Annotated in this window: 28 protein-coding genes and 1 pseudogene; 12 read left to right on the top strand and 17 right to left on the bottom strand. The window is 71.2% G+C overall.

From position 1 onward, the window contains the following. The first annotated feature begins 171 nt into the window (after window positions 1-171). The gene (locus L3Q67_RS24055) at window positions 172-564 is read left to right on the top strand and encodes an ATP-binding protein (RefSeq protein WP_499183729.1); all 393 of its coding nucleotides are present in this window, start codon (window positions 172-174) and stop codon (window positions 562-564) included. Between the two features lie 96 nt (window positions 565-660). Here L3Q67_RS24055 and L3Q67_RS24050 read toward each other — a convergent pair whose 3' ends face one another. The 3 genes and pseudogenes from L3Q67_RS24050 to L3Q67_RS24040 form a co-directional block, all read right to left on the bottom strand. Beyond that, on the bottom strand, window positions 661-1338 hold the full coding sequence (locus L3Q67_RS24050) for a fasciclin domain-containing protein (protein WP_499183728.1): 678 nt from the start codon (window positions 1336-1338) through the stop codon (window positions 661-663). A 95-nt stretch (window positions 1339-1433) separates the two neighbouring features. Beyond that, window positions 1434-2988, bottom strand: a pseudogene (locus tag L3Q67_RS24045) (molybdopterin-dependent oxidoreductase). A 51-nt stretch (window positions 2989-3039) separates the two neighbouring features. Continuing rightward, a complete protein-coding gene (locus L3Q67_RS24040; RefSeq protein WP_499183727.1) occupies window positions 3040-4026 on the bottom strand; it encodes a glycoside hydrolase family 26 protein in 987 nt (328 codons plus the stop codon). 161 nt (window positions 4027-4187) lie between these two features. Here L3Q67_RS24040 and L3Q67_RS24035 point away from each other — a divergent pair, with 161 nt between their 5' ends. Continuing rightward, window positions 4188-5465 (top strand): cytochrome P450, encoded by a 1278-nt coding sequence (locus tag L3Q67_RS24035; protein ID WP_499191632.1) that lies wholly within the window; start codon window positions 4188-4190, stop codon window positions 5463-5465. Here the strand turns inward: L3Q67_RS24035 and L3Q67_RS24030 are convergent, their stop codons facing one another. Continuing rightward, window positions 5466-5609 (bottom strand): hypothetical protein, encoded by a 144-nt coding sequence (locus L3Q67_RS24030; RefSeq protein WP_395898565.1) that lies wholly within the window; start codon window positions 5607-5609, stop codon window positions 5466-5468. A gap of 128 nt (window positions 5610-5737) precedes the next feature. Here L3Q67_RS24030 and L3Q67_RS24025 point away from each other — a divergent pair, with 128 nt between their 5' ends. Together L3Q67_RS24025 and L3Q67_RS24020 are read left to right on the top strand one after the other, a co-directional pair. Beyond that, window positions 5738-6721 (top strand): Gfo/Idh/MocA family protein, encoded by a 984-nt coding sequence (locus tag L3Q67_RS24025; RefSeq protein WP_499183726.1) that lies wholly within the window; start codon window positions 5738-5740, stop codon window positions 6719-6721. Then, on the top strand, window positions 6711-7817 hold the full coding sequence (locus L3Q67_RS24020) for a zinc-dependent alcohol dehydrogenase (RefSeq protein WP_499183725.1): 1107 nt from the start codon (window positions 6711-6713) through the stop codon (window positions 7815-7817). Before L3Q67_RS24025 ends, L3Q67_RS24020 begins: the two co-directional genes overlap by 11 nt. Here the strand turns inward: L3Q67_RS24020 and L3Q67_RS24015 are convergent. From L3Q67_RS24015 to L3Q67_RS24000, 4 genes are all read right to left on the bottom strand, one after another. After that, a complete protein-coding gene (locus L3Q67_RS24015) occupies window positions 7795-8988 on the bottom strand; it encodes a glycosyltransferase family protein (RefSeq protein WP_499183724.1) in 1194 nt (397 codons plus the stop codon). The two genes, L3Q67_RS24020 and L3Q67_RS24015, sit on opposite strands and share 23 nt — an antisense overlap. After that, entirely contained in the window at window positions 8985-9938 is a 954-nt protein-coding gene (locus L3Q67_RS24010) for a glucosyl-3-phosphoglycerate synthase (RefSeq protein ID WP_499183723.1), read from the bottom strand. Before L3Q67_RS24010 ends, L3Q67_RS24015 begins: the two co-directional genes overlap by 4 nt. 57 nt (window positions 9939-9995) lie before the next feature. Then, window positions 9996-10370 (bottom strand): STAS domain-containing protein, encoded by a 375-nt coding sequence (locus tag L3Q67_RS24005; RefSeq protein WP_499183722.1) that lies wholly within the window; start codon window positions 10368-10370, stop codon window positions 9996-9998. A gap of 316 nt (window positions 10371-10686) precedes the next feature. Further along, window positions 10687-10824, bottom strand: a complete 138-nt coding sequence (locus L3Q67_RS24000) for a hypothetical protein (RefSeq protein ID WP_499183721.1) — start codon at window positions 10822-10824, stop codon at window positions 10687-10689. Window positions 10825-11080: 256 nt separating this feature from the next. Between L3Q67_RS24000 and L3Q67_RS23995 the strand changes: the two genes are divergently transcribed. Next, window positions 11081-11404 carry a hypothetical protein gene (locus L3Q67_RS23995; RefSeq protein ID WP_499183720.1) on the top strand — a complete coding sequence of 108 codons (324 nt, stop codon included), beginning with the start codon at window positions 11081-11083 and terminating at the stop codon, window positions 11402-11404. A gap of 967 nt (window positions 11405-12371) precedes the next feature. Here L3Q67_RS23995 and L3Q67_RS23990 read toward each other — a convergent pair. From L3Q67_RS23990 to L3Q67_RS23970, 5 genes are all read right to left on the bottom strand, one after another. Further along, the gene (locus L3Q67_RS23990) at window positions 12372-12734 is read right to left on the bottom strand and encodes an RNA-binding S4 domain-containing protein (protein WP_499183719.1); all 363 of its coding nucleotides are present in this window, start codon (window positions 12732-12734) and stop codon (window positions 12372-12374) included. Window positions 12735-12755: 21 nt separating this feature from the next. Then, complete coding sequence (locus tag L3Q67_RS23985; protein ID WP_499183718.1) at window positions 12756-13778, bottom strand: nucleoside hydrolase; 1023 nt, start codon at window positions 13776-13778, stop codon at window positions 12756-12758. A 73-nt stretch (window positions 13779-13851) separates the two neighbouring features. After that, window positions 13852-15066 (bottom strand): acetyl-CoA C-acetyltransferase, encoded by a 1215-nt coding sequence (locus L3Q67_RS23980; protein ID WP_499183717.1) that lies wholly within the window; start codon window positions 15064-15066, stop codon window positions 13852-13854. A 190-nt stretch (window positions 15067-15256) separates the two neighbouring features. Continuing rightward, window positions 15257-15706, bottom strand: coding sequence for a hypothetical protein (locus L3Q67_RS23975; protein ID WP_499183716.1), 450 nt, complete (start codon window positions 15704-15706; stop codon window positions 15257-15259). Between the two features lie 74 nt (window positions 15707-15780). Beyond that, window positions 15781-16935 carry a PP2C family protein-serine/threonine phosphatase gene (locus L3Q67_RS23970; RefSeq protein ID WP_499183715.1) on the bottom strand — a complete coding sequence of 385 codons (1155 nt, stop codon included), beginning with the start codon at window positions 16933-16935 and terminating at the stop codon, window positions 15781-15783. Window positions 16936-17016: 81 nt separating this feature from the next. Here L3Q67_RS23970 and L3Q67_RS23965 point away from each other — a divergent pair, with 81 nt between their 5' ends. The 5 genes from L3Q67_RS23965 to L3Q67_RS23945 all read left to right on the top strand — a co-directional run bounded on the left by L3Q67_RS23965 (window position 17017) and on the right by L3Q67_RS23945 (window position 19751). Then, window positions 17017-17499 carry a MarR family winged helix-turn-helix transcriptional regulator gene (locus L3Q67_RS23965; RefSeq protein WP_499183714.1) on the top strand — a complete coding sequence of 161 codons (483 nt, stop codon included), beginning with the start codon at window positions 17017-17019 and terminating at the stop codon, window positions 17497-17499. Window positions 17500-17604: 105 nt separating this feature from the next. Then, window positions 17605-18489, top strand: a complete 885-nt coding sequence (locus tag L3Q67_RS23960) for an STAS domain-containing protein (protein ID WP_499183713.1) — start codon at window positions 17605-17607, stop codon at window positions 18487-18489. Beyond that, window positions 18476-18901, top strand: coding sequence for an anti-sigma regulatory factor (locus L3Q67_RS23955; RefSeq protein WP_499183712.1), 426 nt, complete (start codon window positions 18476-18478; stop codon window positions 18899-18901). Before L3Q67_RS23960 ends, L3Q67_RS23955 begins: the two co-directional genes overlap by 14 nt. Before the next feature lie 18 nt (window positions 18902-18919). Next, complete coding sequence (locus L3Q67_RS23950) at window positions 18920-19399, top strand: cupin domain-containing protein (protein ID WP_499183711.1); 480 nt, start codon at window positions 18920-18922, stop codon at window positions 19397-19399. A gap of 196 nt (window positions 19400-19595) precedes the next feature. Then, a complete protein-coding gene (locus tag L3Q67_RS23945; protein ID WP_194240158.1) occupies window positions 19596-19751 on the top strand; it encodes a DUF6131 family protein in 156 nt (51 codons plus the stop codon). A gap of 33 nt (window positions 19752-19784) precedes the next feature. Here L3Q67_RS23945 and L3Q67_RS23940 read toward each other — a convergent pair whose 3' ends face one another. Beyond that, window positions 19785-20096 (bottom strand): hypothetical protein, encoded by a 312-nt coding sequence (locus L3Q67_RS23940; protein ID WP_499183710.1) that lies wholly within the window; start codon window positions 20094-20096, stop codon window positions 19785-19787. A gap of 106 nt (window positions 20097-20202) precedes the next feature. Continuing rightward, the gene (locus L3Q67_RS23935) at window positions 20203-21081 is read right to left on the bottom strand and encodes an LLM class oxidoreductase (RefSeq protein ID WP_499183709.1); all 879 of its coding nucleotides are present in this window, start codon (window positions 21079-21081) and stop codon (window positions 20203-20205) included. A gap of 87 nt (window positions 21082-21168) precedes the next feature. On the opposite strand from L3Q67_RS23935, the gene L3Q67_RS23930 reads away from it, so the two are divergent. Then, window positions 21169-22020: a LysR family transcriptional regulator gene (locus L3Q67_RS23930; protein ID WP_499183708.1), complete on the top strand. Its 852-nt coding sequence runs from the start codon at window positions 21169-21171 to the stop codon at window positions 22018-22020. Between the two features lie 5 nt (window positions 22021-22025). On the opposite strand, the gene L3Q67_RS23925 is transcribed toward L3Q67_RS23930, so the two are convergent. Then, window positions 22026-25031, bottom strand: coding sequence for an ATP-binding protein (locus L3Q67_RS23925; RefSeq protein WP_499183707.1), 3006 nt, complete (start codon window positions 25029-25031; stop codon window positions 22026-22028). Window positions 25032-25103: 72 nt separating this feature from the next. On the opposite strand from L3Q67_RS23925, the gene L3Q67_RS23920 reads away from it, so the two are divergent. Continuing rightward, window positions 25104-25976, top strand: a complete 873-nt coding sequence (locus L3Q67_RS23920) for an alpha/beta fold hydrolase (protein ID WP_499183706.1) — start codon at window positions 25104-25106, stop codon at window positions 25974-25976. Here L3Q67_RS23920 and L3Q67_RS23915 read toward each other — a convergent pair. Then, the gene (locus L3Q67_RS23915; protein WP_499191631.1) at window positions 25962-26858 is read right to left on the bottom strand and encodes an acyl-CoA desaturase; all 897 of its coding nucleotides are present in this window, start codon (window positions 26856-26858) and stop codon (window positions 25962-25964) included. The two genes, L3Q67_RS23920 and L3Q67_RS23915, sit on opposite strands and share 15 nt — an antisense overlap. Window positions 26859-26882 lie beyond the last annotated feature (24 nt).

Below are 26882 nucleotides of genomic sequence, written 5' to 3'. Positions count from 1 at the left end.
TATCCACCGTTCGCCGCCCGCGCCGGGCGGGCCGTCTGGGGAAGGCTACACACCACGCCGAGAGCCCTCGCGTAAGCTCGCCGCGTCGCCGGAGAGGTTTACGCTGGGGTACTCACCGATCAGCTATCCGAGGGGACAGCGTTCTTCCGATCGGGGGAAAGGGCCGCGACCGTGGTGGACAAAGATCCAGGACAGCACGCACTGGATCTCGCCGGTGATCCCACCGAACTGGGCCGGGTCCGCGGCTGGGCACGAGCCGCCCTCGAAGGCGTCCCCGGCGTCGACCCGGCGCTGCTGGCCGACATCGTCGGCGCGCTGGACGAACTGGCCTCGAACGCCATCCGGCACGGCGCCGCCCCACGCCGGGTCCTCCTGCGGCACGCGAACGGCTCGCTGCGCGTCGAGGTCAGTGACGGTTCGCCGGTACGGGCCGAATACCGCGCCCCGAGCACCGATGGCGGGCGCGGCCTGCGCATGATCGAGGCCTACGTGGACACCTGGGGCCAGACCGCGCGCGACGGCGGGAAGATCGTGTGGGCGGAGTTCGCGCTCCCCCCATCCTGACCCCTCCACACACCGGACACGAATGTGGCTTCCGGGGCGGATTCCGCTCCGAAAGCCACATTCGTGTCCGTGCCCGATCGACGATCGGGGTGGTGACTACTGGTTGGTGCCGGGCATCATGACCTTGTCGATCACGAAGACGGTGGCGTTCTTGGTGGGGATGTTGCCGCACAGCACCTTCGCGCCGTTCACCGTCATGTTCTCGCCGCTGCCCACGATCTTCAGCGGCCCACCGGCGGTGTTCAGGCTGTCCAGCGAACCACCGGCGGCTTCGAGGCCCTTGGCGTCGTAGCGCTTGGCCACGACGTGGTACTGCAGGATCGGCGCCAGCTCATCCGGCTTGCCCGCCAGCTCGGTGAACTTGGCGTCGCCCAGCTCGGCGAACGCCGGGTCGGCCGGGGCGAACACGGTGATCGCCTCCTGGCTGTTCAGCGTGTCCACCAGATTGGTCGCCTTCACCGCGGCCACCAGCTTGGTCAGCAGCGGGTTCGTCGAGGCGGCGCTGGCCACCGGCTGCGGGCCCATCGAGTCCAGCGAACCGGGCTCGTTGCCCTGCGGCAGCTGCGAACACGCCGGACCGAACACGTCCGCGTTGGTCGTCACCCCGGCACCCCCTGCGGCGGGGGCGGGCATCGACGGAGCCATCTCACTCGACGGCGCGGGAGCCGGAGCGGCGGTGTTGCCGGGCGACGCGGACTCGCCCCCGCTGCAAGCAGCCAGGGAAAGCATGGCCACCGCGGCGAGACCGGTTCCGGCGAGGCGAAGGTTCTTCACTGCGATCACTCCATTTTCCTGCGACTTGTTTTCCTTCTCGACGGTGATTCGGAACTGCCCGGTGAACCGGATTGCGTCCGATCGGGTGATACGGCTCACTTCGCCGAAAAGGAGATGGTGTGCCAGCCGGTGGCACCGTCCGGAACGGTGCCCATGCGGTCCTCGGTCTGCACGTAGCCGGTTTTGTCGACGGCTCGGCAGAACACCTGATGACTGCCCTGGGGCACGTCGAACTCGTGCCACCACATGCGCCAGGTGTCGAGGTTGACTTCCCGGGACAGCAGGGCTTCCTGCCACGGGCCACGGTCCAGCCGGACCTCGATCCGCTCGATCCCGGTGCTGCGCCCAGGCGACCCCGCCGAGGCGGACCCTGCCGGCGGGCACCGTTTCGAAACCCTTCGGGAAATCGATGCGCGACTGCGTTTTGATCGGCGCCTGCTCGGCCCAATCGCGGTCGAGCCAATACGCGCGCCGCGCCGCCCACGTGGTGATTTCCAGGTCGACCACCCATTTGGTGGCCGAAACATAACCGTAGAGTCCCGGAACGACCAGGCGGGCGGGAAAACCGTGTTCGACCGGCAGCGGTTCGCCGTTCATCCCGATCGCCAGCATCGCGCCCCGGCCGCGGTCCAGCGCGGCGGCCACCGGGGTGCCCGCCGTCCAGCCGTCCACACTGGTCGAGAACACCTGCTCGGCCCCGGGCCGGACGCCCGCCTCGGTCAGCAGGTCCGCCAGGTCCACGCCGACGAAGTTCGCCGTGGAGACATACGGGCCACCGACCTCATTGGACACGCAGGTCATGGTGATGGTGCGTTCGACCAGCGGCCGGTCGCGGATGTCGGCGTAGCTGAAGGTCCGCTCGTCCTCGACCATGCCGTGGACGCGCAGGCGCCAGTCCTCGGTCCGCAGCTGCGGCACCGACAACGCGGTGTCCACCCGGTAGAAGTCCTTGTTGGGCGTGAGGAACGGCGGGGTGCCGAGCTTCGCGAAGTCTGCGTCGGCGGGGATGGCGGGCGCGGTCCGTGCAGGCACCAGAGCGCCGACGTCCGCCCGTGAGGACGCGGCGTCGCGCGTTCCGGCGAGCGCCTGGCCCGCGGCCCCGGCCACCCCCGCCCCGACCACCACTCCGGCACCGGCGAACAACACCGAACGCCGCGATGGCCCGTCCGTCGATCCGACCCGCGAGGCACGTAGTTTCCCGTGTAGCCACAGGAAAACCCCGACTCCGGCGAGCAGGCTGGCCACCGGCGCGAGCACCGCGACGCCGCTCAGGTCGGGACGCGCGGCCACCGCGACGATGCCGACCACGCCGAACAGCCCGATCACCACCGCCCCCGGCACCGCGGAACGCCGCGACGCGAGACCCGCCGCCGCCGACACGAGCACCATCACCACGGCCATGCTCAGCAGGAGCACGAGCTTGTCGTAGGTGCCGAAGGTCCGGATCGCGAAGTCCTTCAGCCCGACCGGGGTGAGGTCGATGGCGCCGTTGCCGACGGCGAGGTAGGGCGAGGCGTTGCCGCTGATGAACCCGGCGACCAGGTGCCCGGCCGCCAGCGCCGCCAGCAGGGCGAGCACGCCCAGTGAGGCCGACACCAGCGCCGGCGGTCGCGCGGTGGCCGGTCCTGGGGGTTCCTCCGGGCTGCTCATGCCGGTCATTCGGAGCCCGGCGACCGGCGGATTGGTCTGGGCGCAGGGTTGTCAGCCGAGGTGGATCTCGCCCTGGTTCAGGACCCGGGGGTGGAAGTAGCCCGCTTGGATCTCGGCGTTGGAGTTGTTGCCGCGCAGTTGTTCCGACCAGACCATGAAGTAGCTCCAGCGCGGCTGCCCGGTCAGCATCCCCGCGTCCGGGATCTTGCCCATCTCGGCCACGGCCAGCGGCTTCTGCCCGGCGATCCCGAGCATCTGCTGGTAGTCACCCGCGTTCGGGCGGTCCTTGTACCAGACGTCCAGGGAGACCACGTCGGCGTAGTCGTCGCCCGGGTAGTAGTCCGCCCAGCCGCCGGCCGGGTTGTCCTGGACGTTCCACACCCAGATCAGGTTGTCGAGCCCCTTGCCCGAAAGGTGGTCGCGCGTGATGCGGTAGAGCTTGGCCCCGCCGTCGGGGCCGGGGCGGTTCCCCCACCAGTTCCAGGATTCGTTCATCTCGTGCAGCGGCCGGAACAACGCGGGGACCCCGGCGTCCTTCAACTGCCGCAGGTACGGCACGACCTCGTCGAGGCGCCGCTTCCACGCCTGGTTCAGCGCGGTGCCCTCGGTGACGATCTGGCCGAACTGCTCGTCGCTGATCCGCGTCTTCACCCCGCCGTCGAACTCGCAGGTGCCCGGCCCGGTCGGCGTGCACACGTGCCAGGTGAGGGCGACGAGCGAACCGTTGGCCCATTCGGTCTTGGCCTGGTCGATCACGCGCTGCCGGTCGGCGACGTCCGGCGCGCGGAACATCAGGTCCCCGCCCCACAGCCCCGGGTACTGGCCGGTGATCGCGTGCACCTGCGCGGTGTACTGCGACGGCAGCGAAGCCGGTTCCTTGTTGTGCTGCCCGGAGATCACGCCGCTGCCCGCGGTCGCCCGCAGGTGGTCGAGCAACTGCTGCTTCGAAGTGGCCGGAAACGCCTGTGCCGCGGGGACCAGCAACGCGGCGGCCAGCAGAGCGGCGGCGGCACCGGCCATCGGGCTTCGGAAACGCATGGGGGTCCACCTTCCGACGGGGAGGCACCGAAGGTAGCCGGAAAGTAACCACCCGGACAAACCGTCCGGTCTGTTCAGCGCGGACCGCTACTTGACCAGCGGCTCCCGGCTTTCCTACCGTAAGTAAGGTGCCGACGACCGCAGAAGCCAGGATCAAGCCGATGGTGCGCTGGGGCCTCGGCCACGCGCTCCCCCGCACCGCCCTGCGCGCCGCCGCCCGGCGAGGTGATCTGCAGGCGCGCCTCTTCGTCGAGGCCTCCGGGACGCCGACAGCCCAGCTGGCCGAGGTGTTCGACGGCATCCGCGCCCGCGGTCCGCTGCTCAAGTCCCGGTTCGTCTACGCCACGACCTCGCACGCGACGGTGAAGGAGATTCTCACCGGCAACGACTTCCGCAGCGGGGTCGGCGCGGCCGGTGACGGCGTGCTCGCGCGGCTGACCGAGTGGTCCGCCACCGACCTGCTGCACCCGGTGGCGCCGCCGTCCCTGCTGGCCACCGAGCCGCCGGACCACACGCGTTACCGCAAGCTCGTGACCAGAGTGTTCACCGTGCGTGCGGTGGAGAACCTGCGCGAGCGCACCGAGCAGATCGCCGGGGAACTGCTCGACCAGCTCGCCCCCGCCGATCCCGTCGACCTGGTCGGCGCCTACTGCGGACTGCTCCCGGTCACCGTCATCGCGGAAATCCTCGGCGTGCCCGCCCACGAGCGGCAACGCGTGCTCGAACTGGGGACCGCGGCCGCGCCCAGCCTGGACATGGGCTTGCCGTGGCGGCAGTTCCGCGCGGTGGAGGCGGCGCTCGAAGCCTTCGACGGCTGGCTCACCCGGCACCTGGACCACCTGCGCGAGAACCCCGGCGACAACCTGCTGAGCAAGCTCATCGCCGCGCGTGAGGACGGTGTCGGTCTCACCGGCCGTGAGCTCAAGGCCACCGCCGGGCTGGTGCTCGCGGCCGGGTTCGAAACCACGGTGAACCTGCTCGGCAACGGCATCGCGCTGCTGCACGACCACCCGGAGCAGCTCGAAGCGCTCCGCGCCGATCCCGGCGGCTGGCCGAACGCGGTCGAGGAGATCCTGCGGGTCGATCCGCCCGTGCTGCTGACCGGGCGGACCTGCCTGCGCGACACCGAAGTGTCCGGCGTCCGGGTGCCGGAAGGCGCCGTGGTCACCACGATCCTCGCCGGGGCGAACCGGGATCCGGCCGTGTTCACCGACCCGGCTCGGTTCGACACCACCAGGGAGAACGCCCGCGAACACCTGTCGTTCTCCGCCGGGCGGCACTACTGCCTCGGCGCCGCGCTGGCGCGGATGGAGGGCGAGGTCGGCCTCCGGGTGCTGTTCGACCGCTTCCCGTCGCTGCGCCTGACCCCCGGCGCGCAACGGCGGGCGACCCGCATCCTGCGCGGCTACGAACACCTCCCGGCGCGGCTCACCCGGTGATCACTCGCGGCCGAGCACGATCGTCGGCTCGAGGTCGTATTCCAGTTCTTCCCCGCGGGAGCGCTGCCGGGGGACTTCGGTCGCACCACCGGCCGCGGCGTCCAGCTCCTCGCTGACCGTCTCCCGCTCCTGAATGCTCGTCATCGTTCTCACCTTCGTACTGGCGGACCTGCCAGCAGAATGGCTACCCGGTGGCGCGAGGGCCAATCGGGTCAACCGGGTGACACCCGGAATGCTGTTTCCACCACTCGTCCGAGGGGTATCCAGCCAACATGACCGCATGCCGGATCGGGTTTGTCGGAGCGGGCGGAGTCGCCCGGCGTCACGCGGAAACACTGGGGGGGTTCAGCGATGTGACCGTGGCCGCGGTGACCGATGTCGACCACGATCGGGCGACCGGATTCGCCACGGATTTCGGCGCCCGCGCGGTGCCCGGGGTGAACGAACTACTCGATTCGGGGCTCGACGCAGTGTACGTCTGCGTGCCGCCCTGGTGCCACGGTCCCCCGGAAGAAGCGGTGGCGGCCGCGGGATTGCCGCTGTTCGTGGAAAAACCGGTCGGCCTGGACGCGGAGGAGGCCGACCGGATCGGGCGGCTGATCGCCGATGCCGGGCTGATCACCGCGGTCGGCCACCACTGGCGGTATTCGCAAGGTGTGGCGCTGGCCCAGCACGCGTTGCGGGAGCGGCCCGTGCGGCTGGCCATGGGCGCCTGGCTCGACAAGGTCCCGCCCGTGCCGTGGTGGGCGCAGCGCGCGCACTCCGGCGGCCAGGTCATCGAGCAAGCCATCCACGTGCTCGACCTCGCCCGGATGCTGGTCGGCGAAGTGACCGAAGTGCACGCGATCGCCGACGTCGATCCGCCGGGCGTGCCGGGAGCCGACATCGACGGCGCCACGGTGGCGAACCTGCGGTTCGCCGGTGGCGCGATCGGCACGCTCGCGGCGACCTGCCTGCTCGGCTGGAAACACCGGGCCGGGCTGGAGGTCTACGCCGGCGATCTGGCGATCTCGGTGACCGAAGGCGAACTCCGGCTGCGGCAAGGGCGGGACGAGCCGCAAACACGGTTGCTCGACCCCGATGCGGCCAAACGAGCCGCCGACCGCGCTTTCGTCGACGCCGTGCTGGGCCGCGGCGACGACATCCGGACTCCGTACGAAGACGCGCTGCGCACCCACCGGCTCGCGTGCGCTGTCGCCGACTCGGCGGCCAGAGGCGTGCCGGTGGAGCTGGGAGCGCGAAACCATGCCGTCTGAACGACTTCTGGTGATCGAGCGGCCGGGCGAGGTCAGCCTCCAGCCGATGGAGCAGCCGGATCGGCCGGAGGAAGGCACTTTCGACGTCGAGGCGGTCTACAGTGGACTTTCCGCGGGGACCGAGCTGTCGTTCGTCAAGGGTACCCACCCGCACCTGAAGAACGGCTGGGACGGCGAACTGGGCCTGTTCGGCGAAGGGCCGGCGCACACCGGATTCCCGGTGCGGCAGTGGGGTTACATGCAGGTGGGCCGGATCGTGGCGAGCCGCGTCCCGGCGTTCGCGGAAGGTACCTTGGTGGCGATGACCTACGGCCACCGGTCGCACCACCGCGCCGATCCGCTCGCCGAGCGCGTGGTCCCCTTGCCCGCCGGACTGGATCCGCTGCTCGGCATCTACGTGGCCCACATGGGGCCCATCTGCGCCAACGGACTGCTCCACGCGGCGGCCGAACTGCACGGCACCGGCGCCCGTTCGCTCGGTGACGGCGTGGCCGGCCTGCGCGTCGCGGTCACCGGCGCCGGCGTGGTCGGCCTGCTGACCGCGTTGTTCGCCCGGCACCACGGCGCCGCCGAAGTGGTGGTCGTCGATCCGACCCCGCAACGGCGGCAGGCCGCGGAAAACCTCGGCTTCGCCACGCTCGACCCGTCCGATGGGGACACCCCCACGCGGATGAAGACCCGCTGGCGCCACCGGCCCGGCGACCGGGGCGCCGATCTGGTGTTCCAGTGCCGGGGTCAGGCGGACACCTTGGGCCTGGCACTGCGCTTGCTGCGACCGCAGGGCACCGTCATCGATCTCGCGTTCTACCAGAGCGGGGCGGACGCGCTGCGGCTCGGCGAGGAGTTCCACCACAACGGACTCGGCCTGCGCTGCGCCCAGATCGGCCGGATGCCGCGCGGGCTCGCGCACCTCTGGGACCGCGAACGCCTGTCCGCCGAGACGATCGCGTTGCTGCGGGCCGAAGGGCCGGCGATCCGCGAACACCTCGTCAGCGATCTGGTGCCGTTCGAGAAGGCACCGGAGCTGTTCGCGGATCTGGCCGACCGGCGGCGGCACGTGCTTCAGGCGGTGTTCACGTTCTCAGCGTCTGCGTGAGCCCGTTCGTGCGGTGTGCCACCGAGTCCAGGCCGAGCACCGTCCGGTACAGCGAAAGGTACTGCTCGGCCATGACGCCCGGCGTGAACCGGGTGGCGGCGGCGCGACGGCAGGCCGCGGGATCGAGCTCGCCCGCGCGTGCCAGCGCGTCGGCCAGCGCGTCCTCGTCGCCGGGTTCGACCAGGAAGCCGGTGCTGCCCTCGTCGATCAGCTCGGGCAGGCAGCCGCGGCGGTAGCCGATCACCGGCGTGCCCAGCGCCAGTGACTCCACCACGGCCGTGCCACCCGGTTCTTCCCAGTGCAGCGGGAAAACACACGCTCGGGCCCGGGCGAGCAGCACGTCGCGCTCGGTCGCGCGCAGCGAACCGATCCAGCGCACCCGGTGCCCGTCCACGTGCGGGCGCACTTCGTCGCACCAGTAGCGGACATCGGGGTTGCGGGCGGCTTCCGGATCGGTGGCGAGCGCCTGTTCGAGCGCCGCCACGGTGTGGAAGGGCCCGATCGGCCCGGCCAGCACCACGTCGTCGCTGATCCGCTTCGCCAGGCGCGCGGCCACGTGCTGCCCCTTGCCCGGGGTGATCCGGCCGAGCACCACCACATAGTCCTGCTTGGGCGGGGTTTCCCGGCGATCGGCGCCTTCGGCCAGCGGTGTCGACAAGTGGACGTGGCCGAGGCTGTGCGCGCGCAAGGCGGGCGGCGCACCCGAAAGCTGCGCCGCGGACACGCCGTTGACGTGGATCCGGCCGTAGCCGTTGAAATCGCCGTAGAAGGCCGGGTGCTTGGCGAGGTCCCAGTGCAGCGTGTGCAGCACCGGCGGCCCGGCTTCGCCGAGGGAGCCCAGCATCGCGGGCCCGACCACTTCGACGTGGTCGTGCACCAGGTCGAGGTCGTCACGGCCGCGGAGTTCCTCCACCACGCGGCGCATGTGCGTCATGCCGGTGCCCATCGCGCGGTTGTACGGCCGGAGCAGCTGGCCGAACTGGGGTTCGTCGTAGGCGGAGACGAGTTCGTCGGTCTCCAGCGGGCTCGCGGCGATGGAGGCGAGCACCACGTGCACCCCGCGCCGCCGCAGTTCGGGGACCAGCGCGGCGACGATGTTCTCGATGCCGCCGTACCCGTCCGGCGGTACCGGCAGCCACGGCCCGGCGTTGATCAGCACTCGGATGCTCATGCCCGGCTCCCCGTGGTGCCGGCGCGCAGGGACGCCAGCGGTGGTCTCTCCGGCAGGTTGATCTCGGTGGTCACGACGTCGCGCACGTCGCCGTGCGCCCCGGCCCGGTGCCGGAACTGGTTGAGCCGGGCGGGCCGCGCCGTGGGGGCCACGCCCCGGCCGGCGCGCTCCAGGCGGTCGAAGACGGTCAGCATGATCTGCGCCGACATCCGGCCCAGCGCTTCGAGGTCCTGGTGGCGGTGGCGGCGCTGCCCGAGGTCGACCTGCGTCATCGCGTCGAGGCCGACCACGTCGAGCAGGTCGATCAGCAGCGCGATGTCCACGCCGTAGTGGGAGACGAACGGCACGGCTTCGAGCGCGGACCGCCGTCCGGCGTACTCCCCCGCCAGCGGCTGGACGAAGCCGGACAGCTCCGGCCAGCAGAGGTTGAGCAGCGGGCGGGCCACGAGTTCGGTGACGCGGCCGCCACCGTCGGGTTCGCTGTGGCCGCCGCGCACCAGCGGACGGCGGTAGAAACCCTTGACGAACGCGGTTCCCGGGTCGGTCAGCAGCGGGCCGAGCAGGCCGGTGACGAACTCCGGCGGGCAGCCGACGAGATCGGCGTCGATGAACGCGACCAGTTCGCCTTCGGTGGCGTAGAGCCCTTTCCACAGCGCTTCGCCCTTGCCGGTCAGCGGTGGCAGGTGCCCCAGCACGTCGGTCTGGTGGACCACCCGCGCACCGGCGGCCGCGGCGACCTCGGCGGTGGCGTCGTGCGAGCACGAGTCCACCACCACGACCTCGTCCACCAGTTCGTGCTGTCGCACCATCGAAACGATGGCCCCGACCGTGGCTGCTTCGTTGAACGCGGGCAGCACCACGCTGACCGTGGTGCCGCCCTTGGCGGCGCGCAGTTGCCGCATCGGCCAATCGCCTGCTCTGGCGGGCTCCGAATGGGGGATCGACAGCATGGGACCACCTTCCGAAAAATGGGGGAACAGTGACCTCGAAATGTCGTACTGGTTACTTCAGGATCCTCTGTGGACGGTTATGGCACTGTCGGCGGGATCGTTGCGGAGCACTTCACCGGCTTCCGGCACGCGCAGCAGTTCGGCGGCCGTGGTCGCCGCGAGCGCGGCCCGCACCAGCGGTGACACCCGGCACACCACCAGTTCTCCCTGGCTGTCGGCGCGGAGCAGTTCGCGGATGCCCGCCGGATCGAGCGCGGTGACGCCGGACAGGTCCAGCAACACCAGGCGCGGCACCGGATCCAGCCACGCCGCCTCGATCGACTCGCGCAGCGAAGCCGCGGTGCGCGCGAGGACCGGTCCGGTGACCACGATCGTCTTCAGGAGATCATCGAGACCGGCGGTGTGCACGCGCATTTCGACGGCGAACTCCACGGAGGTTCCCTTCGGAGTGCGGGTGGGGGTGCCCCCGGATACCCATCAGGGAAGGGTTCAACCATCGACGGTGCGCGAAAAAAGTAGTCCCGCTTCGCCTCCAGGATCGGGGGAGCTCCGAGGCGAAGCGGAAGTTGTAGGGCCGGCCCGGGGGTCGCCTCTCGGCGAGTGGCACGACGTGGCTCCAGCCGAACTGGTATTCCACGAAGGCGGTGGGTGAGGCCCGGGGACACCACGCGGACCGGCACCCAGTACAACGCCCGGCCGCTCCTGGTGTTCCGTCACCGAGAGTGATGTGCACCTCAGCCGCGGTGGCTCAGGCCGGCCCCCGCTGCCGGGCGCGGTCGACGATGGCCAGCGCCACTTCGAGGGACACCAGTTCCGGCACCGGCACGCTGTCGATGTCCGCGCACCACTGCGCCAGCAGCCGGTCCACCACGGTCTCTGCCCACATCACGCACTCCTCGGTCCTCGGCTGCGTAAGTCGCCGAAAGCGGTCAGAACGTTAACAACGCGATCACCCGCCGTGAGCACGATCACCGAATCACCGCACGTGCAGAACTTTCCGCCGATACGCGCTTCTCGTGAATGGCTCGCGGGTTAACCCGAACGGGCGGGTCCGTTCGCACCACGACGTGGCTCGATCCGCGGGCTACGCTGAGCGCGCCCGGCAGTGTCGCGAATGGACTGCCGACGGGAGTGGATGCCTGATGAAATCGCGGAACACCACCATGCTTTCGGCCTGCCTGGACCGGGAGATCGACCACCGGGAGGCCGTCGTGATCGCTCGGAAGATGCACGGACCCGACCTGATAGCCATCGCCGTGCGCGGCGCCATCCTGGGGATCGCCAACCGCACCGACCTCACCCCCTACCCCGCACTGGAGCTGGCGGGCGAGGCCTTTGTGGACGGTCTGGCCGATGCGGGCTTCACCGTGCGCTCGTGGCGCTCGATCGAATGGCTGTCCGGCGCCGAAGCCGAACTACGCCGCGCCGGAGACCACCACCTGCAATGGCACCCCATGGCCGCCTGACCCCACCCCTGTCACGAAGGTGGCTTTCGAGACGCCCAACGCCCCGAACGCCACCTTCGTGACACTCCCACGCCGTAAAGCCACACCCCCAGCACCCTCACCCCCGACCCCCACACTCACGCACCCGAACCCCACACTCACGCACCCGAACCCGAACCCCACGTTCATGCAGCCGAACCCCACACTCGTGCACCCGAACCTCACACTCACACAGCCAAGTCCCACGCTCGCGCAGCCGAGGCCCACACTCAGGCCGCCGAGTCCCACACTCGTGCAGCCGAGTCCCACACACTCGTGCAGCCGAACCCCACGTTCGCGCCCGCCGATGCCCCAGCGTGACCCGACAAACACTCTCGCCATCCCGGAACACCCACGCTCCAACGTCCCACCGGCCCGCCGCCCCCGGAAGCGCGCCCCGCGACACGAATGTGGCTTTGGGGGCGGATTCGCCCCCAAAGCCACATTCGTGACACCGCCCAGCCCACCGAGCCCAGCGAACCCCCGCCCAGCCCACCCAGGCCACCCAGGCCAGGCAAAACGAGCCCCAGCAACCGCGACCCGAACAGCACAGCCGAGTGGCCGCCTACACCTCCCCCATCCCGGTCCACAGCCCAAAACACGGCGGGGATTCCGTTGTCAAGGCACGCTTTCCCGCCTTGACAACGGAATCCCCGCCGTAGTCACAATGAAAAACCGGGGTGGCCCCGAGATACCGACGTAGCCGCCAGGAACCGAAGGGCCCTACCCGAAAGAACCAGCCAGACCGCCCAGAAGAACCGTCGCTCACCACAGAACCGAAGCGACCACCACAGAACCGACGTGGGCCACCACAGAACCGAAACAGCTCACCAAAGAACCGACGTGACCACCACAGAACCGAAGCGACTCACCAGAGAACCGACGTGGCCACCAGAGAACCGGAACGGCTCACCAGATAAGCGGGGTATCCCCCTAAAGCCCCGGTCCCTCACATTCCAGACCGGAACCGGTCCAGCACCCGCCGTTCCCGTTTCGTCGGCCTTCCGGCTCCTCGATCCCGCCGCGCCACCGGGTTGGCTGCTTCCGGCGGTGGCGCCGGTGTCCGGTCGATGAAGCACGTGGCGGCGTCCACCGCGCCGACCCGTTTCTGGATCACCCGCACCACCTCGACGACGCGGGTCCGGTCGCCGACGCGGGCGCGTACCTCGTCACCCGGCGAGACGGTGGTGGCGGGCTTCGCGGGCTTGTCGTTCACCCGCACGTGCCCGCCGCGGCAGGCCGCCGCGGCATCCGGTCGGGTCTTGGTCAGCCGGACCGCCCACAGCCAGCGGTCCACTCGGGTGGACTCCACCGCCCCATGATGCCCTACCGCTCACTTCCCGTTCAGCCCGTCGAGGAACACCTGCTCGAACCGCGCCGGATCGGCGTCGAAAGCGACGGTCAGGCGGTCGCCCCCGGCCCGTGGCGCCGTCCGGCCGGACTGCTCGCCGTGCTGCACCACGACGATCGGGGTCCGCCGGGCGTCCGACACCACACCCTCGTTGTCGAACGCCCACACCGCGGCCAGCGCGTCCCACCAGTAGAAGTACTGCAGCGCGATCCCGTCCCGCATGATCGGCTGGGTCATGATCGCGTGCACGAGCCGCGCGCTCGGCGTGGTGCCCTCGGCGCCGACGCGGTCCACGTAGGCCTGCGTGATCAGCACGTGGTTCGTCGCGTCGAGCGGCGTCAGGCGGACCGGCACGGTGCCGAAGACGCGCCTGGCCGACGGCGGGTCCAGCCAGATGTTGAGTTCCTGGCTGTTGTCGAAGCCCGGCAGCGCTTCCCCGAACAGGTTGCCCGGCACGTGCACCGCCCCGCCCATCACGTGCGCGACGGCCACCTTCCGCGCGAGCGGGCTGCCCGGCGGCACCGCCTTGGCGAGGTTGCTCAGCGGGCCGGTGACCAGCACGGACACCTTGCCCCTGGCATGGGCAAGCGTTTGCGAGATCAGTTGCGCGGCGGTCAGGTCCGACGGCGGCGGGGTGCGTCCGGCGTCGCCCAGCGCGCCGGTCAGCACCTCCTCCATGTCCCGCACGGTGGATGCGGGCGCCGGGTGCGCCCCGGTGTCCGAGCCTTCGGCCACCGGGACACCGGGCAGTCCGCACTGCTCCAGCACGCTGATCGCGTGCTGCCGGGCGCGACCGGGCGTGCCGAAGCCGTTGTTCGTCACGGTGACCGCACGCAGGTCGATCCGTTTCTCCTGGTGCTGGACGCACAGGTACGCCAGCGTCGAGGCGTCGTCGACGTCGAGATCGCTGTCGTAGATCACCGGAACCGGGGGCGGCGAAGCATGAGCGGACGGGACGAGCAGTCCGGTGGCGACGAGGACAAGGGCGAGCAGTGCGTTGCGCATCGAAGTCTCCCCAGGAGCCGATCAGGCCACGACGCACCAGCCTACCGGCGCCGGCAACCGCCTCCTGCCCGTTTCAGGCCACCCGCTCGAACACCGCCGCCAAGCCCTGACCACCGCCGATGCACATGGTCTCCAGCCCGTAGCGGGCCGACCGGCGGGTCAGCTCCCTGGTCAGCGTGGCCAGGATCCGCCCGCCGGTGGCGCCGACCGGGTGTCCCAGTGAGATGCCCGAGCCGTTCACGTTGACCCGCTCGAAGTCCGCCGGGCTCAGCCCCCACTCGCGCGTGCAAGCCAGCACCTGCGCGGCGAACGCCTCGTTCAGCTCGATCAGGTCCATGTCGGCGAGGCGCAGCGAAGCGACGTCGAGCGCCTTGGCCACCGCGGGGACCGGGCCGATGCCCATGGTCGCGGGCGGCACCCCGCCGATGCCCCACGAAACGAGCCGCGCGAGCGGCCGGAGCCCCAGTTCGGCGGCTCGCGCGGGGTGCGTCACCACGCAGATCGACGCACCGTCGTTCTGCCCGCTCGCGTTGCCCGCGGTGACCGTGGCTTCGGGGTCGTCGCGGCCGAGGATCGGGCGCAGGCCCGCCAGCTTCTCGACCGAGGAATCCGGGCGGATGTGCTCGTCGGTGTCCACCACCGTGTCACCCTTCCGGCCGCGGATGGTGACCGGCACGATCTCCTCGTCGAACCGGCCCGCGTCACGCGCGGCGGCGGCGCGCTGGTGGCTGCGCACCGCGAACTCGTCCTGCTCGGCACGCGGAATGCCGTACTGCCGCCGCAGGTTCTCGGCGGTTTCCAGCATGCCGCCGGGCACCGGGAAGTTGAGCCCGCCCGCGGTCACCCGGCCGCGCGCCAGCGAGTCGTGCAGCATCACCCCGGCACCGGCCTTGGCGCCCCAGCGCATCGACGTCGAATAGAACGACGCGTTCGACATCGACTCCGCACCCCCGGCCAGCACCACCTCCGAGGTTCCGGCCTGGACCTGCATCGCCGCGTACAGCACGGCTTGCAACCCCGAGCCGCAGCGGCGGTCGATCTGCAGTCCGGTGACGGTGACCGGCAGCCCGGCGTCCAGCGCGGCGACCCGGCCGATCGCCGGTGCGTCCATCGACGGGTAGCAGTGCCCGAGCAGCACGTCGTCCACCGCGTCCGGCGGCAGTCCGGTCCGCTCCAGCAGGCCGCGGATCACCGTGGCGGCCAGCTCGTGGGCCGGCACGTCCCGCAGCGAACCCCCGAACCCGCCGACGGGGGTGCGCAGCGGCTCGCAGATGACGGCGTCTCGCATGGGCGGTGCTCCTTCTCCCTCGGCGGTCCACGCCGATCATGGCAAGGTCGCGGGAACAGAAACGCCGACGGCCCGTGGCCGCCGGCGTTCCCTCCCTGCGATGAAGTCCGCGGGTCCGCCCCAACCGGCCCGCGGAGTTGATACCCGGTGATCGATTCACCAAACCGGGTTAATCAGACTGTGATCTGAGTCACGACTGCGGCCGTCGAGGGCGCAACACGTGCACCTCGGCGGCCTGCTCGTGCGGATCTTCGGAGCGCAGCCGGACGTTCGCCCAGAAGGTGGTCCGCTCGCCGTCGCGGCTGATGCCCCACGCCAGCGTGCAGCTGTTGAGCACCTTCCAGCTCTCCCGGCTCGGCGCCGTGCCGGGGGGCAGCGCTTCGCGCCCGGTGCGCACCTCCACCCGCAACTGCGGCTCGGCCGCGGCGAACGGGCTGATCACCGCGTGCACTTCACCCGGCAGCCTGCCGTTTCCCAGTGCGATGACCGCCAGCTCGTCCGCCACCAGCATGGTGTCGATCACCGATTCGCGGCCGTAGGGCCGGACCAGGTCCCGGATCGCGGCGCGGATACCGGACAGGTCGTTGACGTCGTTCAGCAAGTGCGATGACTGCAGCTCGTTCCCGTCCGGGATCGACATGAACGCCACCTCCGCTAGGGGTCAACGTCGGTAACGCTTTGTTACCCCGTTCAGGGGAAGAGCAAACCCCGCGATCAGCGGCCGCGCCAGTCCAGGCAGAGGATCATGGCGTCGTCTTCCGATTGCCCGCCATCACGGTGGCCGGCGAGTTGACGCAGGATCTCCCGTGGGACGTGCGCGGACGGGTACTTCCGCGTGTCCACGATGGCACGGGCGAGCGCGTGTTCGCCATAGCGTTCACCCGCTGGGGAAGCCACGTCGTAGACCCCGTCGCTGACCAGGACCAGCCGGTCACCCGGTCGCACGTGGAACCGCTCGGCGGTGTAGTGGGTGTCCTCGAACATGCCCAGCGGCAGTTGCTCGTCGAAGGTGATCGGCTCGGCCACCTCGTCGCGCAGCCGCCACAGCCGCGGTGAACCGGCGTCGACCACGTCGGCCTCCCCGGTGGCCAGGTCGAAGCGGAGCAGCAGGGTGGCGACGTGGCAGTCGCCGCGGTGCTGGGCGTAGACGGCCTGGTCGGCGAGCATGGCCTGATCGGCGATCCCGATGCCGGCACGGCGGGCGTTGCGCATCGCGTTGACCGCGAGGTTGGTCAGCAGCGCGGCCTGGATGCCGTCGCCCATGCCGTTGGACACGGTCAGCGTGAGGTGATCGGCCGAGGTGGACCAGTCGAAGTTGTCGCCGAAGATCGCGTAGGCGGGTTCGAGCTGGGCGCCGAGCTGGTACTCGGGCCGGGTGCAGGCCCGGCCGGGCAGCAGCTGCCACTGCATCTCGGCGGCCAGGGTCAGGCGCTGCGCGCGGCGCGCCTGCAGGTACAGGTCGGTGTCGCGTTCGGCGACCAGGATCTCGTGGCCCAGTGCCTCGGCGACCTGCGCGAGTTCCGCGAGCAGCTCCTCGCCGGGTTCCTCGGCCAGCCCGACGCTCAGCACGCCGAGCCGGTCCCCGCGCACGGTGACCGGGAGCAGGACGAGCACGCCGGTGCTGCCGGGCCCGGAGGTGATGCGCTGGGTGCTGAACACTTCGCCGGGCGCGCTACCGCGCACCGGCACGGGTCTGCTCGTGTACGGCAGCACGGCGACCGGTTGCAGCATGGTCAGGCCGTAGTCGGCCATCAGCAGGTCGACCGTGCGCACGCCGAAGTGCTCGGCCAGTGCGCCGCGGACGGTGTCGATCAGTTCGTGGGGAGCCGAAGCGCGAAGCGCCCGTTCCACCGGGAGGGATCTGTGCAAGGTGGTTCCCGCCTCGGGCAGGGGATGCAAGGGGTAGGGCTTGCGCTGACAGTTCACCCTATGGCTGCCACAGTGGCAGGCGTGACCAGGCCGCCCCCGTCCGACGAACCGGATCAGGCCGCGCGCTTGGCCGCCGAGATCGCCGAGTTGCTGGACGTGCTGTGGGAGCACAGCCGCGAGGTGACCACCGCGCCGCTGTCGGCCTCCCAGCTACGGGCGATGTTCGCGCTGGAGCGGGCCGAGGGCGCGAACCTGCGCACGCTGGTCGCCATGCTGGGTTCGACCCCGCCGTCGGTCAGCCGCCTCTACGACCGCCTGGAGGCCGTTGGCCTGGTCGAACGCGGTGCCAGCGCGGCCAGCCGCCGGGAGGTCGAACTCCGCCTGAGCGCCCGCGGCCGGGAGTACCTGCACGAGCTGCGCGGCCGCCGGGTGGCGGTGCTGCGGGAGGTGGTGGACCAACTCTCCCCCGCCGCGCGGTCGGCACTGGTCGACGGCCTGACGGAATTCCAGGCGGCCGCCCGCGACCGCGCGCCGCACGGAACACCAGCGGACGGCACCCCGTAGGCTAACGTTTGTCATGCGACAACAGTTGCACGCCGGCCGAGTGGTGCGGGTGCCCGGGTGTCGCTGTTCGATAACGATCACCTCGCCGGCCGGGGAAGGGTGCCCGTGACTCAAGACGCCGCGACCGTGCGGAACTTCCTGTTCGCCATCCTGGTCGAAGGCGGCCCGCGGCTGGCGGGCGAATGGCTCGCGCTGCAGCGGCGGTACGCCGACGTCACCACCGGCGAGGACCTGCGCGACGAGGCCGAAACCGTGCTGGCCGCGCTCGCCGACGGGCTGCGCACCGACCTGCCCCCCGAAAAGGTGGTCTCCGGTCACCCGCCGCTGCGCGAGGCGCTGGTCGAGCTGTCGCTGCGGCGGGCACGTGGCGGCGCGACGCCGACCGCGACGGCGATGTCCACGCTGGCACTGAAGGAGGCGCTGCTCTCCGCGGTCATGCGCCAGAGCACCGAATCCCAGGTGCACTATGACGCCGCCGTCCTGCTCAATCGCCTGCTCGACGCGGCGGGCGTGCTCAGCTTAAGCACCTACGTGCAGGGCCGCGAGGAGATCATCCGCGCCCAGCACGACCAGATGCTCGAACTGTCCACGCCGGTGCTGCGGCTGTGGCGCCACGTGGTCGGCGTCCCGCTGATCGGCACGCTGGACACCACGCGCACCCAGGTCGTGATGAACGGCCTGCTCGAAGCCATCCAGGCGCAGGAGGCGCGGGTGGCGATCATCGACATCACCGGGGTGCCCACGGTGGACACCGCGGTGGCCCAGCACCTGCTGCAGACCGCGGACGCGGTGCGGCTGATGGGCGCCGAATGCCTGCTCAGCGGGATCCGGCCGCCGATCGCGCAGACCATCACCAGACTCGGGATCGACCTGTCCACGATCACCACCCGCGCCACCCTCGCCGGGGCGCTGGCCGACGCGATCCGCCTGCTGGAGCCCGGTTCCGGCCCGCCTCGCCAGGTCAGGGCGAGGTCCCATGCCACCGGATGACCGGAACGCCCCGGTCCGGGAACTCGCGCCGTACGAGTTCCGCACCGACCACGACCTGCCTGGGGCCCGGCACGCCGTCCGCGCGGCGGCGCTGCGGGCCGGGTTCGGGCTGATCGGCCAGACGAAGATCGTCACCGCGGTGAGCGAACTGGTGCGCAACGCCTACGTCCACGGCGGTGGCGGCACGCTCCGGATCGAGCAGGTCGCCGGCGCGCGCACCGGGCTGCGGGTGACCATCCGCGACCACGGCCCCGGCATCGCCGACGTGGCCGCCGCGCTGGCCGACGGCTACAGCACCGGAGCCGGGCTCGGCCACGGTCTCGGCGGCGCCCGGCGCCTGGTCGACGAGTTCGCCATCGAGACCGCGCCCGGCGAAGGAACCACCGTCACGGTCCTGCGCTGGGCGCCGTGAGTGCGCTTGGATGAGGGCATGAGCGAAGAGATCGTGCTGGGCCCGCTGCCGAAGGGGATCACCCTGGCCGGTGAGGGCATGGGCAGCCGGGTCTGGAACGTGCTGGGGCACCGGTACGCGATGAAGTCCGCCGCCGAGAGCGGTTTCGCCTTCGAGACCTACGATCCGCCGGGCACCGGGGTGCCCCCGCACGTGCACCCCACGCAGGACGAGCACATCTACGTGCTCGACGGGGTGTTCACCCTCTACCTCGACGGCGAATGGCTGACCGCGGGCCCCGGCGACACCGTCCGGATGCCGCGGAACCTGCCGCACGCCTACTACAACCGCGGCGAGGCGCCCACGCGCGCGTTGTTCTGGGTGAGCCCGGCCGGGCGGCTGGCGCGGTTGTTCGACCGGCTGCACGACCTCACGGACATGACCGAGGCCGTCCGGGTCTCCGCCGAGCACGACGTGCACTTCCTGCCACCCGGCGAGGTCGGCGATCCGCCCGGCTGATCATACGTTCGGCTGCTTCGATTAGCCCGTTCGGCAGGATGTCCGCCTATTTCGGTGAATAACCCACAACACCCTTTTTAGTTCACCGAACCCGAGTTGATCAGGAGGGGTTTACCCGCGAGCGGAACGGGATACCCAGGATTTGCCCGCGCCACCACAGGGCGGCGCAGAATTTCCCCACCTGGAGGCCAGTTAGATGATCGTTCTCGGCGTTATCCTGATTGTCATCGGTATCATCGCGAGCATTCCCGTGCTTTATTCGATCGGTATCGCGCTGGTGATCATCGGCGTGGTCCTCGCAGTACTCGGGCGGGCAGGTACCAAGGTCGGTGGCCGCAGCCACTGGTTCTGACACCGGGTCCGCTTTTTCGCCCCCGCCGCGCACTCAGGTGCGGCGGGGGCGAAGCGCGTATGCGGGCACGAGCTGATCGGGCAGTTGCAGCTTGTCCTGGCGCCCGTCGGCGTAGGCGAGTTCGAAATTGACCACGCCCAGCCATTCCCCTTTCACCGAGGAAAACCAGCCGTGCAGCCTGCCGGGCACCTCCCCGCTCAGGTCCAGCCCGGTTTCCACCACGTGCGCCGGCGCGCCGGGCACCCGGGTGTAGAGCGCGTCCAGCCGCACCCACACCGGGGTGATCACCGGAACGCGGCCGTGCAGGTCGTCACCCCGCCAGCGGGTGTGCGGGCTGACGATCACGGCCGGTCGGGGGTCGTCGGCGGTTCCATGCCCGGCAACCTACCATGTGATTCGCACACCTGTTCGATGTCCACTGTGGTCTGCGCGACACCCCCGTGGCGGTCCGCTACCCCGCGAACACCTGGGGTACGAGGTCCAGCGCGCGGGCCCGTTCACGCGGGTCGCCGATGGCGTTGACGACCAGATCGGTGGCGCCCGCGTCGGCGAACCGCCGCAGTTCGGCGGCCACCTCTTCGTCATTGCCGGCGATGACCGTATCGGCCGCGCCGGACAGCCCGCCGCGGTCGAGGATCGCGCGGTAGGCGGGCAACTCATTGACGATGGCGAGTTCGCGGGCGAAGGTCTCGCGCACGCCGTCGGGGTCCGTGGTGATCGAGACGGTCACCATCACCACCACCCGCGCGTCCTCCCCGAGCCGCGGCACCAGGTAGTCGGCGATGAGACCGGGCTGGACCCACAGCGCGATGGTGCCGTCGGCCAGCTCACGGGCGACTTCGAGCATGCGCGGCCCGAGCGCGGAGATGAGCACCGGCGGTTCCGGCGCGCTGATCGCCAGCCGGGTGTCGACGGTGAAGAACCGCCCGGCGTACTTGACGTGCTCCCCGCGCAGCAGCGGGCGCAGCACTTCGAGGTACTCGCGGGTGTGGCGCGCCGGCGACTCGTAGGGCAGGCCGAACTGGCCGGTCATCGCCCATTCGTGGCTCGGGCCGATGCCGAGGGTCAGCTTGCCGCCGGTGAGCGCCTGCGCGGTCAGCGCCTCGGTGGCCATCACCACCGGGTGGCGCGGGTAGGTCGGCACGATCGCGGTGCCCAGTTCCGGTGGGGAGTCCGGCATCGCGGCGAGCACGGCGATGGGGTCCCAGCCGCCGGGCTGCTGGTTGGTCCAGCCGCTGTCGTAGCCGCGGGCCTTCGCCTCGGCCGCGTGCGCGCCGAATTCGGCGACGGTGGCCGCACCGGCGGTGATGATGTGTTGTCCGATCCGCATGCCCCCAGTCCAGCGCGGTTCGCGTGGTGGAGCGAGATCCAGTTCGCCCGTGCAGCGATAACATGGGGTGATCGATCGGAGGGGTGGATGGAGCTGCGGGCGCTGCGGTACTTCGTCACCGTCGCCGAGGAACTGCACTTCGGGCGTGCGGCGGAGCGGCTGAACATCGTGCAGCCCGCGGTCAGCCAGCAGATCGCCCGGCTCGAGCGCGAATTGGGCACGCGGTTGCTGGACCGCACCTCGCGCACGGTCCGGCTGACCGAGTCCGGGCGCCGCGTGCTCGCCGCCGCGCAGGAAACCCTCGCGGCGGCCGAACGCGTGCGAACCGTGGTGCACGAACCGATTTCCGTCGTCCGGATCGGCACGGCGGCGGGCCTCACCGCCCGCCTCGAACGCGGCATCGAAGCGCTGCGCGAGCTGAACCCGACGTTCGAACTGGTGCTCGTGGACCTGCCGGTGACCGAACGCGTCAACGCCCTGCGCCGGGGTGAACTGGACCTGGCGCTGGTGCGCGGCCCGGTCTCGGCGCCGGGGTTGCGGGTGCTGCCGGTGTGGTCGGAACCGCTGCACGCGGTGGTTTCCACCCGTCACCCGGCCGCCGGGCGCGACAGCGTCACCGTCGCCGAACTGGCCGATCACGTACTGCGGGCGCCTTCCGATCCCCCGCTGCACGAGGCCGTCACCACCGCACTGGGCACCAGCGGCGCCCGCTTCGGCCGCCCGGCGGGCACCGCCCAGGACACCATCGTCGAAGTCGGCGCGGACCCGCGAAGCTGGGCCCTGATGCCCGCCGGTGAAATCACCACGATCGGCTCCACGCGCGTGCGGTCCCTCCCGCTGAACCCGCCCATCACCATCACCGGCAACATCCTCACCCCGGACGACGACCTGCCGAGCCAATGCGCCCACGCCGTCATCGCCGCTTTCCAGGACGCCTGACACCGCTACGAACGACGGAGGGCTTCGGCCTGCTCGTAGTGGTGGGCGGCATCGGTCGGGCGGTCCAGTGCCGTGGCCAGGTCGCCCAGGTATCGGGCAACTGGGCCGAAGGTGAGCAGTCCGCTCCCCGCGCCGGCGAGTTCACCCGCGGCGGGCAGTAGTTCGGCGTACAGGTGTTCCATCACCGCCGTCTGTCCGTTGTGGATGGCGAAGCGGGCGTGCAGGCAGGTGCGGGCTTCGAACAGGAGGTCCCGTGGTGAGTCCGGAATGGACGGTCCGTGAGGCCGCGCCCAGGGTTCGTACGGGCCCCAGTCCGCGTCGAACGGGGTGGCGGGGTCCAGGCCGAGCAGAGCGAGCGGCAGGATTCCCCGTTCCAGGCCGGACATCCCGGTGCCGGTGAGCTTCGAGGCGGCGGCGCGGTAGGCGGAGCGTGCTTCCGCGACGTGCCCGGTGATGGCGAGCCGGAGCGCGGCGTACCACTCGGTGAACACGCCGACCAAGGGCAGTTCGTACCGCTCCGCCAGGGCATCGGCCGCGGCGGCGTGTTCGTCGGCGGTGGCCAGGCCGGCCAGTGCGGCGTGTGCCTGGAGCTGGATCAGGTGACCCAGCACCTCGAAGGTGACCAGGCCGTGCCGCGCGCTCAGCTCGACCAGTTCCGCGCCGATCCGCGCCCGTTCCGGAGCGAGCCCCGCGCGGTGGAAGGTTTGCAGGAAAAGTCCGTTGAGCGCCAAGGCAAGAAGGGCCGGATCCCCTTGCGTACGGGCGATTCGCACGGCTTCCGTAGCCGCCTCGCCGCCCCGGCCGCCGGTGTCCGCCCGCCGCTCCATCGCGATGGTGATCAGCAGACGGGCACGCCAGACCGGCTGGCCGTCGGGCAGTTCCGCCAGCACGCGTTCCGCGGCCGCCACGAGCCCGGCCGAGTGCGCTTCGTCGTCGTTCGCCGTCCAGATCGCGGGCACGTCGAACGAGCCGATCACCCGGGCGGCCAGCAACGGGTCACCCGTCGCCGCGGTGACCGCTTCCGCGCGCAATCGCCGCGCCTGCGGCAAATCCCCGGTCACCGCCAGCGCCCGCACCAAGCCCATCGTCGCTTCCAGCCGGGCCCGGCCCTGCGAACGCGTGACGACCTCCCGCCACAGCCGAGCCGCTTCGTGCGGCGCCGAGCGGCGTTCGGCGAGTTCGGCCGCGGCACGGGCGTAGTGCGCGGCGCGTTCAGCCGTGGCCGCGCTGTCCGCGCGCAGGAAGTGGTGCGCGATCGCGGCCACGTCGTCCGGCCGGCGTTGTTCGATGATCTCGGCCACGGCGGCGTGCCAGCGTGCCCGGCGCGCCCGCGCGATGTCCTCGTAGAGCGTCTCCCGCACCAGCGCGTGCTCGAAACGCACCCGGTCGGCGTCCTGTTCGACCAGGAACCCGGCGAGCAGGCCCGACTCGACCGACGCCAGCACGGCGTCCTCGTCCCCGGCCAAGGCGATCAGCACTTCGAGGTCGACCTCTTCGCCGAGCACCGCGGCCTGACGCAGGTGCGTCGTGCCGGGCAGGCCGGACAACCGATGCCGGATGACATCGCGAACCCCGGCCGGAACCGCGTGCAGACTCCCCTCGGCCTCCCAGAGCCGGGCGAGTTCCCGGACGAAGAAGGGGTTCCCGGCGCTGCGCCGGTGGATCACCCGCAGGCCTTCGGCCGTCGGTTCGCGATGGCTGACCGCCCGCACCAGAGCCGCGACCTGCGATTCGCTCAACCCGCCGAGGTAGAGCCGGACCGGTTCGGCACGGGCCGCGCGGCCCAGCGCACCGGCCAGCTCCGCGGAGATTTCCGTCGACCGGTAGGTGCCGACGAGCAGCACCGGCCCGGCACCCGGATCGGTGGCCAGCCCGGTGAGCAGGGCGAGCGTCTCCTCGTCAGCCCAGTGCAGATCGTCGAAGACCAGCAGGGCCGGGCCGCGTCCGCCGAGTTTCGCCAGGTACTCCCCCATCGCGCGCTGCCGACGGAATCGCGCCGCGGCGAGGTCCTCACCGGGCACGGACGGCAGGTCGGGGCTGGCGCCCCACGCCGTGGTCCAGCCCATCGCGGCGAGCCGGCGGGTCAGTGCCCTGACCAGCGCGGTCTTGCCCGCCCCGGCCGCGCCCGCCAGCAGCACGAGCCCTGGCCGTCCCGCCGACGCGGTGGCCACCGCGGTCCGCACCAGCTCGGCCAGTTCGCTGTCCCGGCCGACGAATGGCTCGTCGACGGGCGGTGGCGCCGGTTCGCTGAGGCGTGGTTCCTGGGCGAGGATGTCCGCTTCCAGCTGCCGCAGTTCCGTGCCGGGGTCCACGCCGAGTTCGGTCCGCAGCACTTCGCGGGCGCGGCGCAGCGTGATCAGCGCGTCGCCCTGCCGTCCGGTCCGGTAGAGCGCCAGCGCGAGCAGTCGCCAGCCGTCCTCGCGCAACGGGTGTTCGGCGACGTGTGCCCGCAGGCCGGGCACCGATTCGGCGGCCTGCCCGGAGGCGGTCGCCGCTTCGGCACGGCGTTCGACGGCGAGCAACCGCAGTTCGGTGAGCCGGTCGGCCTCGGCACGCGCCCAGTCCAGTTCGGCGAATTCCGCGTACGCGGGCCCGCGCCAGAGCGCGAGCGCGTCGTCGAGCAGAACCCGCGCCTTTTCGGCCTGCCCACCGGCGAGCAGCCGGGCGGATTCGGCGACCGCGGCCTCGAAGCGCCACGCGTCCACGGCGCCGGGTTCGGCCCGCAGGGCGTAGCCGGGTGGCACGGTGACCAGCAGCTGGGACGGGGTGCGTGGCGGGCGGTCCGGCTCCAGGGCCTTGCGCAGCGCGCCGACGAAGGTCTGCACCGCGCCGAGCGCGCCGTCCGGTGGATCGCCCTCCCAGAGATCGCCGATCAGCCAGGTCACCGGGACGACCCGGCCCTTCGCGATCAGCAGCCGCGCCAGCACGGCCTGGTGCCGCGGGCCCTTCAGGTTGACCGGACCGGCCGCGGTCTCGGCCGTCAGCGGGCCCAGCACCCGGAACCCCACCACGACCTCAACCTAACCGCCCGTGGTGATCGGGCGCTGATCGGCTGCTGATCGGGGGCGCTCACGATCGGGGGCATGATCCCTTCCTTCACCGAACGACGCGTGCCCGTCGCCGACGGCGTGGCGCTCAACGCCGCGATCGGCGGCTCGGGCAGCCCGATCGTGCTGCTGCACGGCTTTCCCCAGACACACCTGATGTGGCGGCACGTGGCCGCCGACCTCGCCGCCGACCACACGGTCATCTGCCCCGACCTGCGGGGTTACGGCGACAGCGACAAGCCGGACGGCACCGGGAACCCGGCCGTCTACGCCAAACGGACGATGGCCGCCGACGTGGTCGCGCTGGCCCGCGAGCTGGGGCACGAACGGTTCGCGCTGGCCGGGCACGACCGGGGCGCGCTGGTGGCCATCCGCGCCGGGCTGGATCACCCCGAGGTGATCACCCACCTGGCTTCCCTGGACGTGCTGCCCACGCTGGACATGTGGGACGTCATGCACGGCACGTCGGCCGCGGTCGGCTTCCACCTGTACTTGATGGCGCAGCCGCCGGGCCTGGCCGAGCAGCTGATCGGCAATTCGGCGGACGCCTTCTTCGGCCACTTCCTCGACCTGTGGGCGAACGACCCGGCGGCCATCCCGCCGGAGGTCCGCGCGGTCTACCTGAAGGCGAGCCGGGAGGCGGTGCCGTCGATCGTCGCCGACTACCGGGCCTCGGCCACCATCGACGTCGAGCACGACGAGGCCGATCGGCGGGCGGGGCGGCAGCTGCGGATGCCGGTGACCGTGCTCCAGCAGGACTGGGGTGCCGCGCTCGGTTTCGACGCCGAGGCCCGCTGGCGGGCGTGGGCGCCGGACCTCGAGCACCGGACGGTCACGAGCGGGCACTTCATGGCCGAGGAGGATCCCGCGACCGTGGTCGAACAGCTGCGGGAGCTACTGGCGCGCTAGCTTGCGGGCGAGGCGCTCGGGCCGGGGCCAGCGCACGTCGGTGGCCCAGCCCAGCTTCTCGAACACCCAGATCACCCGGGCGGAGATGTCCAGCTGACCGCGCCGGACGCCGTGCCGGGCACCGGTGGGGTCGGCGTGGTGGGAGTTGTGCCAGGACTCACCCATCGAGGCGAGCGCCAGCGGCCAGAAGTTCGCCGACTTGTCCCGCGCGGCGAACGGCCGGTCACCGATCATGTGGCACAGCGAGTTGACCGACCAGGTGACGTGGTGCAGCACCGCGACCCGGACCAGCCCGGCCCAGAAGAACGCGGTCAGCGCACCCGTCCACGACAAGGTGAGCAGGCCGCCGAGCAGGGCGGGGGTGAGCAGGGTGAGCACGGTCAGCACCGGGAACAGGCGGTCGATCCTGGCGAGGTCGGCGTCGTCGAGCAGATCCGGCGCGAACCGCTTCGCGTTGGTCTTCTCGCGGTCGAACAACCAGCCCATGTGGGCGTGCCAGAAACCCTTGGCCAGCGCACCGGCCGAGGTGCCGTAGCGCCACGGTGAATGCGGGTCGCCCTCGCGGTCGGCGTAGGCGTGGTGCCTGCGGTGGTCGGCCACCCAGCCGATGACCGGGCCCTGCATCGCCATGCTGCCCGCCACCGCGAGCGCGATCCGCAGGCCGCGGTTGGCCTTGAACGCGCCGTGGGTGAAGTACCGGTGGAAGCCGATGGTCACCCCGAGCCCGGTGAGCAGGTAGAAGCCCAGCGCCAGGCCGAGATCGGTCCAGCCGAGGCCCCAGCCCCAGGCGAGCGGCACCGCCGCGGCCAGCGCCAGCAGCGGCACCACGGCGAAGAGCTTGACCAGGAAGTTCTCGGTCCCGCTCTGCTCGCCGTCCAGCATGGGTTCGGCCCGCGGCCGCTCGAG

The organism is Saccharothrix sp. AJ9571, from assembly GCF_021725495.1.
In the GTDB taxonomy this organism is placed as follows: Bacteria; Actinomycetota; Actinomycetes; order Mycobacteriales; family Pseudonocardiaceae; genus Amycolatopsis; species Amycolatopsis magusensis.
Note: the sequence above shows the minus strand (reverse complement) of the source record. Positions and strands in the feature narration are given on the sequence as shown.